This window comes from Providencia rustigianii (assembly GCF_900637755.1).
In the GTDB taxonomy this organism is placed as follows: Bacteria; Pseudomonadota; Gammaproteobacteria; order Enterobacterales; family Enterobacteriaceae; genus Providencia; species Providencia rustigianii.
Genome location: NZ_LR134396.1, coordinates 3,507,385 through 3,524,116, shown reverse-complemented (window position 1 = coordinate 3,524,116; position 16,732 = coordinate 3,507,385). Strand labels below are relative to the sequence as shown.

The 16,732-nt window shown below is 44.2% G+C and carries 15 protein-coding genes, 1 tRNA gene and 2 pseudogenes; 9 read left to right on the top strand and 9 right to left on the bottom strand.

Features of this window, described 5'->3' with window-relative positions; translation table 11 throughout:
• Positions 1–97: 97 nt before the first annotated feature.
• Both EL244_RS16140 and argF read right to left on the bottom strand, forming a co-directional pair.
• On the bottom strand, positions 98–319 hold the full coding sequence (locus EL244_RS16140) for a hypothetical protein (protein ID WP_126462281.1): 222 nt from the start codon (positions 317–319) through the stop codon (positions 98–100).
• A 54-nt stretch (positions 320–373) separates the two neighbouring features.
• Positions 374–1,399 (bottom strand): ornithine carbamoyltransferase, encoded by a 1,026-nt coding sequence (gene argF / locus EL244_RS16135; RefSeq protein WP_126462278.1) that lies wholly within the window; start codon positions 1,397–1,399, stop codon positions 374–376.
• A gap of 163 nt (positions 1,400–1,562) precedes the next feature.
• Between argF and rraB the strand changes: the two genes are divergently transcribed.
• Positions 1,563–1,997 (top strand): ribonuclease E inhibitor RraB, encoded by a 435-nt coding sequence (rraB, locus tag EL244_RS16130; RefSeq protein WP_039854835.1) that lies wholly within the window; start codon positions 1,563–1,565, stop codon positions 1,995–1,997.
• A 59-nt stretch (positions 1,998–2,056) separates the two neighbouring features.
• Here rraB and EL244_RS16125 read toward each other — a convergent pair whose 3' ends face one another.
• The 4 genes from EL244_RS16125 to pepA form a co-directional block, all read right to left on the bottom strand.
• A complete protein-coding gene (locus tag EL244_RS16125) occupies positions 2,057–2,560 on the bottom strand; it encodes a GNAT family N-acetyltransferase (protein ID WP_126462276.1) in 504 nt (167 codons plus the stop codon).
• A 164-nt stretch (positions 2,561–2,724) separates the two neighbouring features.
• Positions 2,725–5,595, bottom strand: coding sequence for a valine--tRNA ligase (locus EL244_RS16120; protein ID WP_172597558.1), 2,871 nt, complete (start codon positions 5,593–5,595; stop codon positions 2,725–2,727).
• 37 nt (positions 5,596–5,632) lie between these two features.
• A complete protein-coding gene (locus tag EL244_RS16115) occupies positions 5,633–6,082 on the bottom strand; it encodes a DNA polymerase III subunit chi (protein ID WP_039854984.1) in 450 nt (149 codons plus the stop codon).
• Positions 6,083–6,566: 484 nt separating this feature from the next.
• Positions 6,567–8,078 (bottom strand): leucyl aminopeptidase, encoded by a 1,512-nt coding sequence (gene pepA, locus EL244_RS16110; protein ID WP_006814462.1) that lies wholly within the window; start codon positions 8,076–8,078, stop codon positions 6,567–6,569.
• 275 nt (positions 8,079–8,353) lie between these two features.
• On the opposite strand from pepA, the gene lptF reads away from it, so the two are divergent.
• Positions 8,354–9,451, top strand: coding sequence for an LPS export ABC transporter permease LptF (lptF, locus tag EL244_RS16105; protein WP_126462273.1), 1,098 nt, complete (start codon positions 8,354–8,356; stop codon positions 9,449–9,451).
• Positions 9,451–10,527 (top strand): LPS export ABC transporter permease LptG, encoded by a 1,077-nt coding sequence (gene lptG / locus EL244_RS16100; protein WP_126462270.1) that lies wholly within the window; start codon positions 9,451–9,453, stop codon positions 10,525–10,527. Before lptF ends, lptG begins: the two co-directional genes overlap by 1 nt.
• A 175-nt stretch (positions 10,528–10,702) precedes the next feature.
• Here the strand turns inward: lptG and ampH are convergent, their stop codons facing one another.
• A complete protein-coding gene (gene ampH / locus EL244_RS16095) occupies positions 10,703–11,929 on the bottom strand; it encodes a D-alanyl-D-alanine-carboxypeptidase/endopeptidase AmpH (RefSeq protein ID WP_126462267.1) in 1,227 nt (408 codons plus the stop codon).
• A gap of 78 nt (positions 11,930–12,007) precedes the next feature.
• Between ampH and EL244_RS17925 the strand changes: the two genes are divergently transcribed.
• The 4 genes from EL244_RS17925 (at position 12,008) to EL244_RS16080 (ending at position 14,308) form a co-directional block, all read left to right on the top strand.
• Positions 12,008–12,157, top strand: a complete 150-nt coding sequence (locus tag EL244_RS17925; protein WP_154600595.1) for a hypothetical protein — start codon at positions 12,008–12,010, stop codon at positions 12,155–12,157.
• Positions 12,158–12,361: 204 nt separating this feature from the next.
• Positions 12,362–12,446: transfer RNA gene (locus EL244_RS16090), tRNA-Leu, on the top strand.
• Between the two features lie 198 nt (positions 12,447–12,644).
• Positions 12,645–13,913 carry a tyrosine-type recombinase/integrase gene (locus EL244_RS16085; RefSeq protein WP_108478849.1) on the top strand — a complete coding sequence of 423 codons (1,269 nt, stop codon included), beginning with the start codon at positions 12,645–12,647 and terminating at the stop codon, positions 13,911–13,913.
• A 110-nt stretch (positions 13,914–14,023) separates the two neighbouring features.
• On the top strand, positions 14,024–14,308 hold the full coding sequence (locus tag EL244_RS16080; RefSeq protein WP_108478850.1) for a hypothetical protein: 285 nt from the start codon (positions 14,024–14,026) through the stop codon (positions 14,306–14,308).
• Positions 14,309–14,410: 102 nt separating this feature from the next.
• On the opposite strand, the gene EL244_RS16075 is transcribed toward EL244_RS16080, so the two are convergent.
• Together EL244_RS16075 and EL244_RS16070 are read right to left on the bottom strand one after the other, a co-directional pair.
• Positions 14,411–14,800, bottom strand: a complete 390-nt coding sequence (locus EL244_RS16075) for a DUF2130 domain-containing protein (protein ID WP_230084878.1) — start codon at positions 14,798–14,800, stop codon at positions 14,411–14,413.
• Between the two features lie 30 nt (positions 14,801–14,830).
• A pseudogene (locus EL244_RS16070) lies at positions 14,831–15,527 on the bottom strand (IS1 family transposase).
• Positions 15,528–15,587: 60 nt separating this feature from the next.
• Between EL244_RS16070 and EL244_RS16065 the strand changes: the two are divergent.
• Both EL244_RS16065 and EL244_RS16060 read left to right on the top strand, forming a co-directional pair.
• Positions 15,588–15,983, top strand: a pseudogene (locus tag EL244_RS16065) (IS630 family transposase); the annotation flags it as partial.
• A 45-nt stretch (positions 15,984–16,028) separates the two neighbouring features.
• Positions 16,029–16,619, top strand: a complete 591-nt coding sequence (locus EL244_RS16060; RefSeq protein ID WP_230084879.1) for a helicase-related protein — start codon at positions 16,029–16,031, stop codon at positions 16,617–16,619.
• Positions 16,620–16,732 lie beyond the last annotated feature (113 nt).

The window sequence follows — 16,732 nt, the reverse complement described above, 5'->3', positions numbered from 1 at the left end:
GCAGCGTTCATGGTTTCTCCCGGCAAATTGTGGCGCATTATACGCGTGTTATGCTATGACGCAAGCGTTTGCTATAAGGAAAATGAAAATTTTTGATTTAGTCTATTTTATGCTTTTCTAATTTAAGCTTAATACGCTGGTTCGCCGATTGCTGTTTATCATAGCGGGCTTGATAAACCTCTAAAGGGTCATTGGCGAAGATATAGCGCCATAAATGTGGCGGATTAATTCTAGCATCCACCTGTATGGGGTCATTTGGGCTAACAATGCAATCATCTAGCACCTCTTGTGACCATTGAGGAATTTTACTGAATAGCATGATGGCGACGAGGACATGTCAGGACGAAGCCATCAGCAATATTTCACCGTCTGTTTAAAAGCTACCCACCGGCAATTCAGGGGCTAATGTCGCCACCATCACGGCTTTTATCGTATGCAGGCGGTTTTCGGCTTGGTCAAAAACGATGCTGTAAGGGGATTCAAAAACCTCTTCCGTCACTTCCAAACCGCCATATAAATTAAACTCTTTCGCTAACTGTGCGCCTAATGTGGTGTCTTCATTATGAAATGCTGGCAGGCAATGCAAGAATTTTACATCGGGATTACCCGTCAATTTGATGACATCCATATTCACTTGGTAAGGTTTCAGTAATTCAATCCGTTGTGCCCAAACCTCTTTTGGCTCCCCCATCGACACCCACACATCGGTATAGATAAAGTCAGCATCTTTAACACCCTCAGCCACATCTTCCGTTAGCGTAATTTTTCCACCGATACTTTGTGCTAACTTTTGGCACTCTTCGACTAACTCTGCTTCAGGCCAACAGCTTTTAGGTGCCACTAAGCGTAAATCCATTCCCGTTAATGCGGCAGCTTCTAACATGGAATTGCCCATGTTATTGCGAGCATCCCCTAAATAGGCGAATTTGATTTGGGATAGCGGGGTATTCGGCTTGTGTTCTTGGATGGTGAGCAAGTCGGCTAATAACTGTGTGGGATGGAATTCGTTGGTTAATCCATTCCAGACAGGCACTCCCGCATGCTTGGCTAAAGTTTCTACGGTACTTTGCGCATATCCCCGATATTGCACGCCATCGTACATCCGTCCTAGCACTCTGGCGGTATCTTTCATGGTTTCTTTGTGCCCAATTTGGCTACCAGAAGGACCGAGATAAGTGACTTTCGCACCTTGGTCGAATGCGCCAACTTCAAAAGCACAGCGTGTCCGTGTGGAATCTTTCTCAAAAATCAGTGCAAAATTCTTTCCAGCGAGCAAAGGTGGCTCAATGCCGGATTTTTTGGCGGTTTTCAACCAAGCGGAGAGTTTTAATAATGAATGAATTTCGTTAGAGCTGAAATCGAGTAGTCTTAAAAAATGCTTACCATGTAGGGGGTTCATGAATAATAGCCTTTTATGATTGAATTAATATTCAATTTATATTCATAAAAATTCAAAATCAACCCCTTTGGCAAAAGAAATTATTTCGTTAGGTATGGTTTCACTTGCAACCCTATGGGAGAATGGCACACAGATTAGAGACCGTGGAATAAGGGGTGTGGAGATGGTAGATAAAGCTGAAGTTGATGCGCAGTATGAAGAGACTCGCCTGATTATTGAAGAATTACTGGAAGATGGTAGTGATCCTGATGCACTGTATGCGATTGAACATCACTTCTCTGCAGAAAAATTTGAGCTGTTAGAAAAAGCAGCGGTTGAAGCATTTAAGCTGGGCTATGAAGTCACTGATGCAGAAGAACTGGAAATTGAAACTGGTGAAACTCTGCTGTGTTGTGACGTTATCAGTGAAAGCGCATTAAATGCTGAGCTGATTGATGCACAAGTTGAACAGCTGATGAAGCTGGCTGAAAAAATGGGTGTGAACTACGATGGTTGGGGCACCTATTTTGAGGATCCAGATGCGCAAGACGATGAGTATGGTGATGATGAAGGCGATGACGAAGACGGAGATGATGAGTCTGAGAAACGCGTTCACTAATTGATGTTCACCATCAGTAAGAAAGGATAGCTGCGGCTATCCTTTTTGCTTTTTGGGAATTAAAGTATTTTCAGCATGCGTATTTCGCAGTCGCTATGGCCCGTATTACCCAATGGCTCATCGATAAATTCAAAGCCTAATTTTTCATATAGCTTAATTGCCGCTTGTAACTCTTTGGTGGTTTCTAGATAGCAGCGGGTATAGCCTTGCTGTTTAGCAAATTCCAGCGACATCAATACGATTTTTTTTGCCAGCCCTTTTCCGCGTAATACGGATGCAAGATACATTTTCTGTAGCTCAGCCGTTTGGTTATCGCCACCGGCAAGTTGTGAGATACCGCCGCCGCCAACGATTTTACCTTCCATTTCCACGACCCAATACGCGCTGCGGGGTTGGTTATAAACCTCAAACAACGTATCTAAAATCGGGTCGGCAACTGCGTAGCCTTTGTCTGCTGTCAGACCATGTTCGGCAGAAACTTCGCGGATCACCGCGGCAATACCTGAATTATCTTTGGCTTCAATAGGGCGAACTTGAACGGGTGGTGTTGTGTTTGTTGTCATAGAGACATCTCTTTTTTATTTATATTCATTATGTTTCGTATCGCAATATTGTTAGCTGCAATGATTATGATATTGAGTACTGTTTGAAAGTTTTCAATGTCAGAATACAAAAAAGCCCTAACGCATCAATAATGCGCTAGGGCTCGAGAGATAAAACTGACTAATTACAGAGAAGCAATGGTGACTTTTTGCGCTTCAATTTTGGCTTTCGCTTCAATATTTTCCGCTAAACGCTCACGTTCTTTCTCAACCACGGCAGCAGGAGCACGGCTGACAAAGCCTTCGTTTGCTAATTTGCTTTCGATGGTATCAATCTCTTTTATCACTTTTTCCAGCTCTTTATCTAAACGAGCTAGCTCAGCGTCTTTATCAACCAGACCCGCCATTGGGATCAGCACTTCAGCACCAGCAACCAATTTGGTCACAGAGACAGGTGCTTCTTCACCTTCAGCCAGAACGCGGATACTCGCTAAACGTGCCATAGAACGGATAAAGTTTTCGTTTTCTGCCACGCGACGAGCCGCATCGGCAGACGCGCCACGCAGCATCACATCCAGCGGTTTACCCGGTGCGATATTCATTTCTGCACGAATATTACGTACTGCGATGATAGTTTCTTTGATCCACTCTAAATCGCTCAGTGCCAGCTCATCGACTTTCGCTGCATCAAATTCTGGGAATGGTTGCAGCATGATAGTGTCCGCATCAATCCCTTTCACCACTTTCACACGCTGCCAGATGGTCTCGGTGATAAATGGAATGATTGGATGAGCCAAACGCAGTAAGCCTTCCAGCACTTCAATCAGGGTGAAACGTGCCGCACGAACTTGGGCTTCGTTGCCTTTATGAACCGCAGGTTTTGATAGCTCTAAATACCAGTCACAGAATTCATTCCAAGTGAAATCATACAGAATACCAGCAGCGATATCGTAACGATGGGAGTCCAATGCTTCGCGGTACACTTTTACGGTATGGTTGAATTGGGCCATGATCCAGCGATCAGCCAGAGAGAAGCTCATTTCGCCGCCATTTTGACCGCAATCTTGACCTTCGGTGTTCATCAGAACAAAGCGGCTCGCATTCCATAATTTATTACAGAAATTGCGGTAGCCGGACAGACGTTTCATATCCCAGTTAATGTCACGACCGGTCGATGCCAGCGCGGCTAAAGTAAAGCGCAGGGCGTCAGTACCGTGTGCTTCGATACCGTCTGGATACTCTTTACGAGTACGTTTAGCAATTTTCTCAGCCAGTTGTGGCTGCATCATGTTACCAGTACGTTTTTCCAGTAAGGCTTCTAAAGAGATACCGTCAATCATATCCAATGGGTCGATAACGTTCCCTTTGGATTTAGACATTTTCTGGCCTTCTTCATCGCGGATAAGGCCGGTCATATACACGGTTTTAAACGGAACTTGTGGCTCGCCGTTTTCATCTTTGATGAAATGCATGGTCATCATGATCATACGGGCAATCCAGAAGAAAATGATATCGAACCCGCTGACTAATACATCCGTTGGATGGAAAGTTTTCAGGGCTTCGGTATTGTCTGGCCAGCCTAAGGTTGAAAATGTCCACAGACCGGAAGAGAACCATGTATCGAGAACGTCGTCATCTTGGCGAAGAGCAACATCCGCGCTCAGGTTATTTTCGCGGCGAACTTCGTCTTCATCACGACCAACGTAAACATTGCCTTTTTCGTCATACCAAGCTGGGATGCGGTGACCCCACCATAATTGACGAGAAATACACCAGTCTTGGATATCACGCATCCAAGAGAAATACATGTTTTCGTATTGGCGTGGAACAAATTGGATACGGCCATCTTCAACGGCTTTGATAGCGTCTTTCGCTAAAGGTGCGGTACGCACATACCACTGGTCAGTTAGCATTGGCTCGATAACCACGCCACCACGATCACCGTAAGGCACGGTTAAATCATGAGGTTTGACTTCGACCAGTAAGCCTAATTGCTCAAATTCAGCAACGATGGCTTTACGCGCAGCAAAGCGCTCCATACCACGATAGGCTTCAGGGATTTCACAGCTGTATGCGGTGCACGGATTGCCGTTAGTGTCGAAAACTTCCGCTTCATTACGTACATTACCGTCCAGATCCATCATGTTGATCATGGTCAGTTGGTGACGTTTACCCACTTCATAGTCGTTGAAATCGTGCGCAGGTGTGATTTTCACACAACCAGTGCCTTTTTCCATGTCAGCATGCTCGTCACCCACAATTGGGATGCGGCGGTTGACGATTGGCAGAATAATTTCTTTACCAATTAAATCTTTATAGCGTGGATCTTCAGGGTTAACAGCAACACCAGTATCGCCCAACATGGTTTCTGGACGAGTCGTCGCGACCACTAAATAATCTTTGCCTTCAGCGGTTTTTGCGCCATCAGCCAGTGGGTAGCGCAGGTGCCACATGGAACCTTTAACTTCTCGGTTTTCAACTTCCAGATCGGAAATTGCGGTGTGAAGTTTAGGATCCCAGTTAACTAGACGCTTACCACGATAAATTAAGTTTTCTTTGTACATGCGAACGAACGCTTCTTTTACCGCTTTAGACAGACCTTCGTCCATCGTAAAACGCTCGCGCTCCCAATCAACGGAATCGCCTAAACGGCGCATTTGTTGAGAGATAGTACCGCCAGATTCGGCTTTCCATTCCCAGATTTTGTCGATGAACGCATCACGGCCATAGTCATGGCGATTTTTGCCTTCTTCCGCAGCAATTTTACGCTCAACCACCATTTGTGTTGCGATACCCGCATGGTCGGTACCGGTTTGCCACAGGGTATTTTTCCCTTGCATACGCTGGTAACGGATCATGGTATCCATAATGGTTTGTTGGAATGCGTGACCCATGTGCAGGCTACCGGTGACGTTCGGTGGTGGGATCACGACGCAGAAACTCTCTTGTGAGGTATCACCGTTTGGGCGGAAATAGCCACTTTTTTCCCAATGGGTATACAGGGACTGTTCGATTTCCGCTGGGTTATAAGTTTTGTCGAGGGATGGCTCGATCATTGCGTTCTCTGGTTTCTTTTCCATTTTATCTTTGTATTCAGTAAGCTGGCGGCGTCGCCATAGTCAAATTGAAGCCGACGCTACGGTAAATTTTATACCGCTCACGCGCCAACTGTTTTAAAGTTTCATCGATAGGCACGAAGTCTACCACTTCATGGAAAGCTGTTGCAAAATCTGCGAACTGGCTTTGTAAATTAATTAGGATATCTCTAGGCGTATTGCCTCTTTTATTTGGCCAACAAATTTCAATCGGCGCCCCATAACGAGGACCTTCCCCCGCCAAATTATGAGGAACAAATTGATGAGGATCCCGTTGCCAAAGTGCCTCATCAATTTTTTCAGCTTGTTGCTGAGTTTCGCACGCAATTAAAACTCGCTTCCCATTACGCCACATTTGCGCAGCAAGCTCACAAGCCAGCCATTCGTGGGCTTCATATTCAGCTTGTGGGGAGGGCTGTTGTAGTTGGTAAAATGTACCTTTTTTCATATACCCGTCATACTTCAATTTGTAGGGGTGTTGGCTACGCTCTTTCGCCTCGGTCACATACTTATTGTATGCTCCCAAGGTCTCAATCACTTGCCGCCTACCTACAAACTGAATTATCTAGGGTCTACCCGTCATATTTCAATTTGTAGGGGTGTTGGCTACGCTCTTTCGCCTCGGTCACATACTTATGTATGCTCCCAAGGTCTCAATCACTTGCCGCTTACCTACAAACTGAATTACCTAAGGTATAGCGCGAGTTGCTACCCATCAATTTGCAGGGGTGTTGGTTGTGTTCTTTCGCTGGCCTAAAGCAACATTAAATCTGCGCTGAATTATACTCGTTTTTACCACAGCCTCAAAATAGAGTGGTGAGTGATACCTAACTGCTTGTTGCTTAAAAACAATATCCCGAATCGCAGAGTGTGCTCATCGGGATATTATAATAACAACTTACGCAATAGCGATTATTCAATCGTAATCGAAATTACTCGTCGCCATTTAAACCAGCACGGTTCAATAAGAACTGCGCTAGCATAGAAACTGGACGGCCTGTTGCACCTTTTGCTGCGCCAGAACGCCAAGCTGTTCCTGCGATATCAAGGTGTGCCCAGTTATATTTCGTCGCAAAGCGAGAAAGGAAGCAGCCTGCGGTAATTGCACCCGCTGGGCGGCCACCTGTATTGGCTAAATCAGCAAAATTAGGCGTGATTTGGTCAAAATACTCATCAGCCAGTGGTAAACGCCATGCGCGGTCACCCGCTTGCTCAGAAGCATTTAATAACTCATGGGCCAATGGGTTATGGTTTGACATCAACCCAGTGTAATGACTACCTAATGCAATCACACATGCGCCTGTTAAGGTGGCAATGTCAATGACCAGCTCTGGTTCAAAACGCTCCACATAAGTTAGCGCATCACACAGAACTAAACGACCTTCCGCATCAGTATTAAGTACTTCAACGGTTTGTCCTGACATGGTAGTGAGGATATCACCAGGGCGATAAGCGTGCCCACCCGGCATGTTTTCACAGCCAGCTAATACACCCACCACATTAATTGGCAGCTGTAATTCAGTGATAAAACGCATCACACCATACACGGTTGCCGCGCCACACATGTCATATTTCATCTCATCCATGCCATCAGCAGGTTTGATTGAAATACCACCGGAATCAAAAGTTAACCCTTTCCCGACCAGCACAATTGGCTTGGATTCTGGATCTGGGTTGCCTTTGTATTCCATGATAGACATCAGAGATTCGTTTTGAGAGCCTTGACCGACCGCTAAGTAAGCGTTCATTCCCAGCTCTTTCATTTGCTCTTCACCAATGACGCGGGTGGTGAGTCGGCTATCTGGGAAATCTGCTAATTGGCGAGCTTGGGACGCTAAATAGCCTGCATTACAGATATTAGGTGGCATGTTACCCAAATCTTTAGCCGCTTTTACGCCAGAAGCAATAGCGAGACCGTGGGCAATCGCCCGCTCACCGCTGGTCAGTTCACGGCGTGTTGGTACATTAAAGACCAATTTACGCAGTGGGCGACGGTGTTCGGTTTTGTTACTTTTCAGTTGGTCAAAGACATATAAAGATTCTTTTGCTGTCTCAACAGCTTGACGAACTTTCCAGTAGTTATTGCGACCTTTTACATGCAGCTCAGTCAAGAAACAAACGGCTTCCATTGAGCCAGTTTCATTCAGAGTACTGATGGTTTTCTGAATGATTTGTTTAAATTGACGCTCATCCAGCTCACGTTCTTTACCGCAGCCGATGAGTAAGATGCGTTCAGAAAGAACATTCGGTACATGATGGAGTAGCAGGGACTGTCCTACTTTACCTTCAAGTTCTCCGCGGCGCAGCAGGGCGCTGATATATCCGTCACTGATTTTGTCCAACTGTTCAGCAATTGGGGACAGACGGCGTGGTTCAAAGACTCCGACAACAATGCATGCACTGCGTTGTTTTTCCGGGCTACCACTTTTTACACTAAACTCCATGCGTTCTCCTGAATCTTAAAGACAAAGGTCGATGCTCCGGCTAAAATTAGCTTTTCGCATGATCTGGCTCATAGAGAATGAACTCTTTGTGTTAAACTGAGCGAATATCTAGTTCGCTTATATTAAGCATGTTCTGATATTGTAATCAGTATAGATAATGCTTTTATATCATTCTAGCCAAACAATAAACCAGAGTATATGTTAGTAAATGGCTGTCATAGAACGAACTTAGCCATTTTCTTCCCAAAAGACAAGTTTTCACAGGCGTAATAAGCGTGATCATTATTCGATATTTGGTACGGGAAACCCTGAAAAGTCAGTTAGCGATACTTTTTGTCCTATTGCTGATCTTTTTTAGTCAGATGTCCATCGACATTTTAGGTGCTGCTGTTCAGGGAAATATTCCTTCAAATTTAGTCCTCCCTTTGTTGGGATTGGGTCTGCCAGAAATGTCGCAGCTCATCCTGCCGTTGAGCCTATTTCTTGGGCTACTGATGACTTACAGTAAGCTGTACACTGAAAGTGAAATTACCGTGATGCATGCTTGTGGTCTCGGCAAAAATGTCCTCGTCAAAGCGGCATTGGTACTTGCTGTATTAACCGCATTGGTTGCTATCGCCAACATTACGTGGATCTTACCGTGGTCGTCTCAATATAAAGAGCAAGTATTAGGTGATGCGAAAGCCAACCCAGGATTGGCTGCGATGGTGGAAGGGCAATTTAAAACCACCAAAGATAATAACTTTGTGTTGTATATCGGCGAAGTGAAAGGCAACGATTTTAAAAATATATTTTTGGCTCAGTTACGCACAGCGAATGAGCAGCGTCCATCGGTAGTGGTCGCCGATAGTGGCTACATGAAAGAAGATGCCAATGGTCGCCAAGTTGTCGTTCTAGATCAGGGAACACGTTATGAAGGCACAGCGCTGCTGCGGGATTTCCGTATTACTGATTTCAGGAATTACCAAGCCGTCGTCGATCATCGAACCACGGAAGTACGTACAGATAAAGTGGAACAAAAAACCATGATGCAGCTCTGGAATGGTAATGACCCAGAGATAAACGCGGAATTCCATTGGCGTTTAACGATTGTGTTCTCAGTTGTGGTGATGGCGTTGATGGTGGTTCCTCTTAGTGAAGTGAACCCGCGTCAAGGTCGTGTATTGAGCATGATCCCAGCCATGTTGCTATATCTCATTTTCTTCTTATTACAAAGTACGTTACGAAATAGTGCCGAGAAGGGCGATATCGACCCTAAATATGCTATGTGGGCGGTCAACCTTAGTTATTTGGTGCTAGCCATTGTGCTGAATATCTGGGACACAGTACCCATGCGTCGAGTGCGAGCTAAATTGACGAGAGGGATTGCCTAATGTTTGGTGTTTTAGATAGGTATATTGGTCGAACTATCCTCAATTCGATTTTAATGGCGCTATTTTTGCTGGTTTCTTTGTCAGGGATCATCAAGTTTGTTGAGCAGCTTCGCAAGGTCGGGGATGGTGACTACACCGCAATGAGTGCGGGAGTTTTCACCTTACTAACAGTGCCAAAGGATATTGATATCTTTTTCCCAATGGCGGCATTACTTGGCTCTTTGTTGGGGCTAGGAGCGCTAGCATCCCGTAGTGAACTGGTGGTAATGCAAGCTTCAGGATTTACCCGTTTGCAAATTGCCATGTCTGTGATGAAAACGGCAATTCCGTTAGTGATTGTTGCGATGCTTATCGGTGAATGGGTTGCACCAGCCGGCGACCAATGGGCGCGAAATTACCGCGCTGAAAAAATTGTGGGTAACTCGTTAGTTGCGACTGATTCCGGTATGTGGGCGAAAGATGCACATGATTTTATCTACATTCAGAGCATTAAGGACGCGAACAATATTCAAGATGTTTCAATCTACCGCTTTGATGATCAACGTAAATTAAAATCAGTTATGTTTGCTGCTCGGGGTACCTATGATGCGAACAAAAAGCTGTGGGTGTTATCCCAAGTTGACGAATCGATTTTAAGCAGTCAGCAAAAAATTACCGGTTCTCAGCGTTTAACTTATGAGTGGCAAACTAATCTGACACCTGAGAAACTCGGCATTGTTTCATTGCATGCAGATTCACTGTCTATTCGTGGGCTTTATCAATACATTACGTATTTGAAAGAGAGCGGACAGCTGGCCTCCGTATACCAACTGAGTATGTGGCAAAAAATCTTGGCACCACTGTCTGCGGCAGTCATGATGCTGATGGCGGTTTCCTTTATCTTTGGCCCATTGCGCACAGTACCTATGGGGGTTCGTGTGGTTTCAGGGATTGTAGGCGGATTCCTGTTCTATATCCTAAACCAAGGGTTCGGTAATTGGAGTTTAGTGTATTCCATCCCGCCAGTCATTGCAGCCGTATTGCCGAGCGTATTATTCCTCGGTGTGAGTATCTTCTTGCTGGTTAAGCGCAAATAACGCTTTAATCTTAGGAATAAAAAAAGCCATTGTGTGAAAGCACAATGGCTTTTTTGTTTGTGACCGTTTCAGCTTAAGCTGAAACGGTCACAAACAGCGTTACTAAGTGTATGAATCCTGTTTTTATTGTTGGAGTATAGCTCGCCAGTGCGTTAATCGCGTCGGCGGTACCCTTTCAATTTTTTCCATACGCATGATTAGAGGATAACGAAGCGACCATATCGTTAACACCGGCTGTTAACTTACTAAATTTACTGCTTTCTTTACGAGTCATCACCACAAATACCGCGATATTTTGTTGTGGGATCATCGCCATATAGGTATTAAATCCGCCGCCGCCACCGGTTTTTTGGTAGATCCCCGGAATGCCATTTTTCGGTTTCATATACACCCAGCCAAGTCCGATTCCATCGGCATAGCCAGCCACATCCATCCCTTTGACGTCTAACAATTTTTCACGTGGGAAAAAGATCCCTTGCTCACGGGCAGCGGTAGCTTTGCGCAGATTGTTATCCGTAGATAAAAATTGTTGCATCCATTTTTGCATATCCGCTGGTGTGGAATAGACGCCGCCACTTCCTGCTGCTGCAAGAGTATTATGGCATGGGCTTGGTTTAGTGCCTTCCATCAAGCGAGCACATTGGGCTTTACTCGGCGTGTAGGTGGTCTCGGTCATTTTAGCCGGAGACGTGACATACTTGCTGAACAACTGGGGATATGACTGCCCCGTGGCTTTCACCATCGCATCAGCCAGTAGGTCGTAAGCTAAGTTAGAGTAAGCGGCTTCAGTACCTGGAGTCGCATCCAGCTTGCCAGTTTTCAGCCATGTCCAGCGGTTGTCTTGGGTTGGCCAAATAAAGACGGGGCGCCCCCATTTTCCTCCCGGTTGTTCGCGAGGTAACCCACTGGTATGACTCGCTAAATGATATAGGCGGATAGCTTGACCACTATTATTATCGGGGACTTTAACGCCATTATAGCTATATTGCTGAAGTGTATCGGTGATGGCTAATTTCTTATCTTGTTCCAACTTAATCAAGATTTCGCTCGTCATTAATTTGCTCACCGATGCGATACGAATTAACGAGTTCGGCCCCGGTTTTTGGCCATTACCCGGCGCGGTTTCCCCATAATAACGGGATAAGGTTTGGTTATTATCGATAACAATAATGGCCATTCCCCGTGCATCACTTTCTTTATAAATTCGATTGGCATACATATCGACAATTTTTGCGACGCGTTCGTAAGTCCTTTTATCACCTTCAAATATTTGCCACTCGGAGTTGCCAGCTAGCATTCCACTTTGTGAGTTTTGAGGTTGTCTATCTGTCGTTGACGAACATGCCATTAAAGCCGCGGAAAGTGCGGTTACCGACAAAATTTTTAAAAACGATTTCTTCATATTAGAAGCCAGCCGATATGGTTGTTTATAAAGGGCTTTTCAGCCAAAAATTATTTTTTCTTTGAGAATATTTTCATAATGACACCAATTAAGATGCCAATAACCACACCTGTGGCGATCCATCCGACAAAACCCATATTTAGTGCCTTTTTAATTTCAGATAAGAAAGCGGATAAACTAACAAAAATAACCGCGAGCCGCCAGTCACCCAAGGGGGAAGGCGATTAAAATAGTTATAGGAAAATTAGCATAGATATGCAAAGGCTGCTGAACATAACAGGGGATTTTGTATTTTATTGAGAAAATAGTGGCAGCGATGATTGTGGATATGCTTTTTTTTTAATCGAACGCTCTGATTCTTCAAGATAACTGTTGCTAGTCGTCATCAGGCAAGTATAATGACAGCGTTTTCCAAAAAACACATCACTTCGTGCCGGAGTGGCGGAATTGGTAGACGCAGTTGATTCAAAATCAACCGCCTTCGGGTGTGCCGGTTCGAGTCCGGCCTTCGGCACCAACAGTATGTAAATAGACCTCAACTGAGGTCTTTTTTTATGCCTAAAATCCACGTAATACAAGGTTTTACACGGCTTTTCAGTCAATATGGGTCAATTGAGCTCAACCCACATCAAGTAACATGTGAGTATATAAATGAGTATATATCTCGGTTCGATAATCGTTATATACTCAAAAGATACATAGAAGGAGAACTTTTATGGCTCTGACTGATATCAAAGTACGTTCTGCTAAACCACAAGAAAAAGAGTACACGCTGGTGGATGGTGATGGCATGTTTTTGCTTATTCATCCTAATGGCTCTAAATATTGGCGCTTTCGTTTTCGATTTGCTGGTAAACAACATCTAATGGCATTTGGAATCTATCCTGAAATATCGTTAGCTGATGCGAGACAGAAGAGAGAGGGCGCAAGGAAACTTATTGCTGCTGGGATTGATCCTCGTGAAAATAAACGAGCAATAAAGGAAGAGCAGCTAAAAGAAAGTATTACATTTGAGTCAGTGGCAAGAGATTGGCATGCGAGTAATAAAAAATGGTCTGAATCTCACAGTGCTCGTGTACTCAAAAGTTTAGAGGATAATCTCTTTGCTGCAATCGGGCATTACAATATCGCTGAGTTAAAAACGCGAGATCTTCTTGTTCCTATTAAAGCCGTAGAGATGTCTGGACGTCTTGAGGTGGCCTCTCGTTTACAACAGAGAACCACAGCGATTATGCGCTTTGCTGTACAGAGTGGCTTAATTGACTACAATCCTGCACAGGAAATGGCTGGTGCTGTTGCGACCAGCAATAGACAACATCGACCAGCATTAGAGCTGAGTCGCACACCGGAACTCCTTCATCGTATCGATCAATACTCTGGTAGACCGTTAACAAGACTAGCAGTACAACTCACCTTATTAGTCTTTATTCGTTCTAGTGAACTGCGTTTTGCTCGTTGGTCAGAAGTTAATTTTAAAACAGCAATGTGGACCATACCAGCAGAGCGTGAATCAATTGAAGGTGTAAAGCACTCTCATCGTGGTTCTAAAATGAAAACACCTCATTTAGTTCCACTATCGCGACAAGCGATAAAGATCTTAAAGCAAGTCAAACTGATTAGTGGTGATCATGATCTTATTTTTATTGGTGATCATAATCCTCGCAAACCGATGAGTGAAAATACGGTGAATAAATCCTTACGAGTGATGGGATACGATACTCAAGTGGATATCTGTGGGCATGGTTTTCGTACCATGGCCTGTAGTTCGCTGATTGAATCAGGTCTATGGTCTAGGGATGCAGTAGAACGCCAAATGAGCCATCAGGAGCGTAACTCAGTAAGAGCTGCTTATATCCATAAAGCTGAACACCTTGATGAGCGTAGACTTATGCTGCAATGGTGGGCTGATTTTCTTGATGCCAATAGAGAACAAGCTATCTCACCATTTGACTATGCCAAAGTGAATAACCCATTTAAGATATAATTTATCCAATCGTAATACGTCTCATTCAATAATTAAACATTATCTCATAAGCCTCTGTCCTTACGGACAGAGGCTTTTTTTCGTTTTAATCAACCTAAAAGGAAATCATGATGGAAAATCAACGGTATTGCCCTGTATGCGACTCAACTCGTATTCGTGAACGTCATATAGGGAAAAAGACAGGAGCTGTTGCTGGTGGCATGTCAGGCGCATTAGCTGGAGCATCTATCGGCTCTGCTGTTCCTATTGTAGGAACTATTGCTGGTGCGACGATTGGTGCGCTGTTTGGACGTTTAGTTGCTGGTGCTGCTGCAGGAGCTGTAACAGGTGCAACCTTAGATGGCGTCGTATTTGACCGTTATGAATGTATCGAGTGTGAATATACATTTGATTAATGGATTAAAACGGGTACCTTTGGGTACCCGATTGATGAGTCTTTTATTTTTTATTAGATTTTACATGAGACATTATCATTACCAGAGCAGAATGAATGGCAGTTATTCTGATGGCGACTGATGTTTGAGTTCAGCAAATTTTGTTGCCATTGTTGGATTGCCTCGAGTTAATTTTTTCACTGTGAGATCTTCTGCTTTATCGTTAGCCAGTCGTAAATTATTAGCTGATTTATGTAGTGCATCTTTTGTTTTTTCTAGATCTTTGATGGCTTCATCAATACGTTTTACTGCTTCTTCAAATCCATCCGAAGCCAAGCGCCAATTACGACCAAAAGCACTTTTAAAATCATCAAGTTGAGTTTCAAAATTAGTGATATCGATATTTTGTGCTCTTACCAGCGCTAACTCTGATTTGTACTGAAGGGAACTCATCGATGCGTTACGCAACAGAGTAATTATAGGGATGAAAAACTGCGGCCGTACGACATACATTTTTGGGTCATGTATTCAATATGTAGATCATCATAATAGGTAGTGTTCGCGTTCAATAAATGTGCCGATGATCTTGTCGTGCATTTCTGCTGACTTTGAGTAGCCTAATGTTTTACGATTAAGTCGCTTTAAACGGTTTCTTAAGTTTAAGTTCTCTCGTTCAATTCGTTGTGTATAAAACTTATTGGCTACGTGTTTTTCCTTCGGCAATATCTCATAAGCGTTAAACTTATCGGTGCACCAAAAGGCCACATTAAATCTAGAGAGTAATGCTAGTAACTTGTGAAGCGTTTTCTTATTTCGACGACCAAATGTATGGCAATAATTCGTTTTAGGCGAGGCTCCCAAGCATACCAGAGCCAGCGTTGTTGCTTCTTGCTAGCAACAAAAGACCACTGTTCATCCACTTCACAAAGCAGTTCAATGTGCAGATTATCAAGAGGTAAAGAGGTTACCTGCCTCGGCGAGAGTTTTTTAAAGTACGAACAACAGCATTAATGCTGATATGAAGGGCTCTAGCGGTATCACGAATACCGGCATTATTCATCGTGAGATCGATAATTTTATCTTTAGTCCCAGGTAGGCAGGCGCGATATTCATAATCGAGTTGAAAGCTTCGACAGCAATCTTGGCAACGATAGCGTTGATGGCCAGTGCTTCCTAATCCATGTTTTTTTACTGAGGGAGTTTGTTGACAAAATGGGCACCTTACATCGACTTTAGCCATGAGTATTCTCCGGTAAATTACCCTATATTATAGGTTACTCACCGGATTGGATACATGACCGGCGCGACCATCGTGAGTGATGATGAATATATTAATAGTGAAAGTATTGTTCGTTTTTTCAGCAAATTAAGAGAGAGTTATCCATTATCCCATAAGCTTCATCTTATTTTAGATGGCGCGGGATATCACCGAAGTGATCTCGTCAAAAATGCAGCGCTGACCCTTAATATAAAGCTTCATTATCTCCCACCTTATAGTCCAAATCTCAATCCAATAGAGAGGCTATGGAAGGTAATGAATGAGCAGTCGAGAAACAACGTTTATTTCAACAATAAACGAGACTTTAAGGCTGCGATCGACCGATTTTTTACTGTGACGCTTCCAGAGATCGCAGGTAGTTTGGCGTCTCGAATTAATGATAATTTTCAGGTACTCAAACCTGCATCTTCAAGTTGATTCAGTATATATACACGTTGTCGCTTTGCTTTACGCTACGGTCAGTTGAGAGACGACACGGATCAAGCAGTCGCACATGCTGAATCGGTAAAAGATGCGTTTAACTCTCCCTTCCACCCCTTTGTATTGGCTTCCACCTCAATCGGGCAAGAGGGGCTCGATTTTCACACCTGGTGTCATGCGGTGATGCACTGGAATCTACCGTCAAACCCGGTCGATCTAGAACAGCGTGAAGGACGAGTACACCGTTATAAGGGCCATGCGGTAAGGAAGAATATTGCCGAGTATTATGGTTTGAGTGCACTTCATTCACTGGCAGAAAGTGCAGATCCCTGGGCACAGCTCTTCGCACTTGCAGCAAGTCAACGCAAAGCTGGACAGTCAGATCTGATTCCCTACTGGATTTTTGAGGAAGGAACCTCTCGCGTCGAGCGCCGGGTTCCCATACTGCCATACAGCAAAGAGAGCATTAAGTTTAAGTGGCTCAAACGAGAACTTGCACTCTACCGTATAGTCTTCGGTCAGCCGCGCCAGGAAGATTTGCTGTTCGGCCTGAAACACAGTGGCGATGAGTCTTTAACGGATATGGCACAGTGCCTTATCTCTCTTGAGCCACCAAAGTGTGATGCACCTTAGTGTGAGAAGTTATCCCTTACCTTATTCGAATTGCTTATACCATGGAAGTTAACCTGTCAGGCACAGTAAGCTTACTATTGAAGCATATGACAGCTTCTGCGCATCGACAGCCT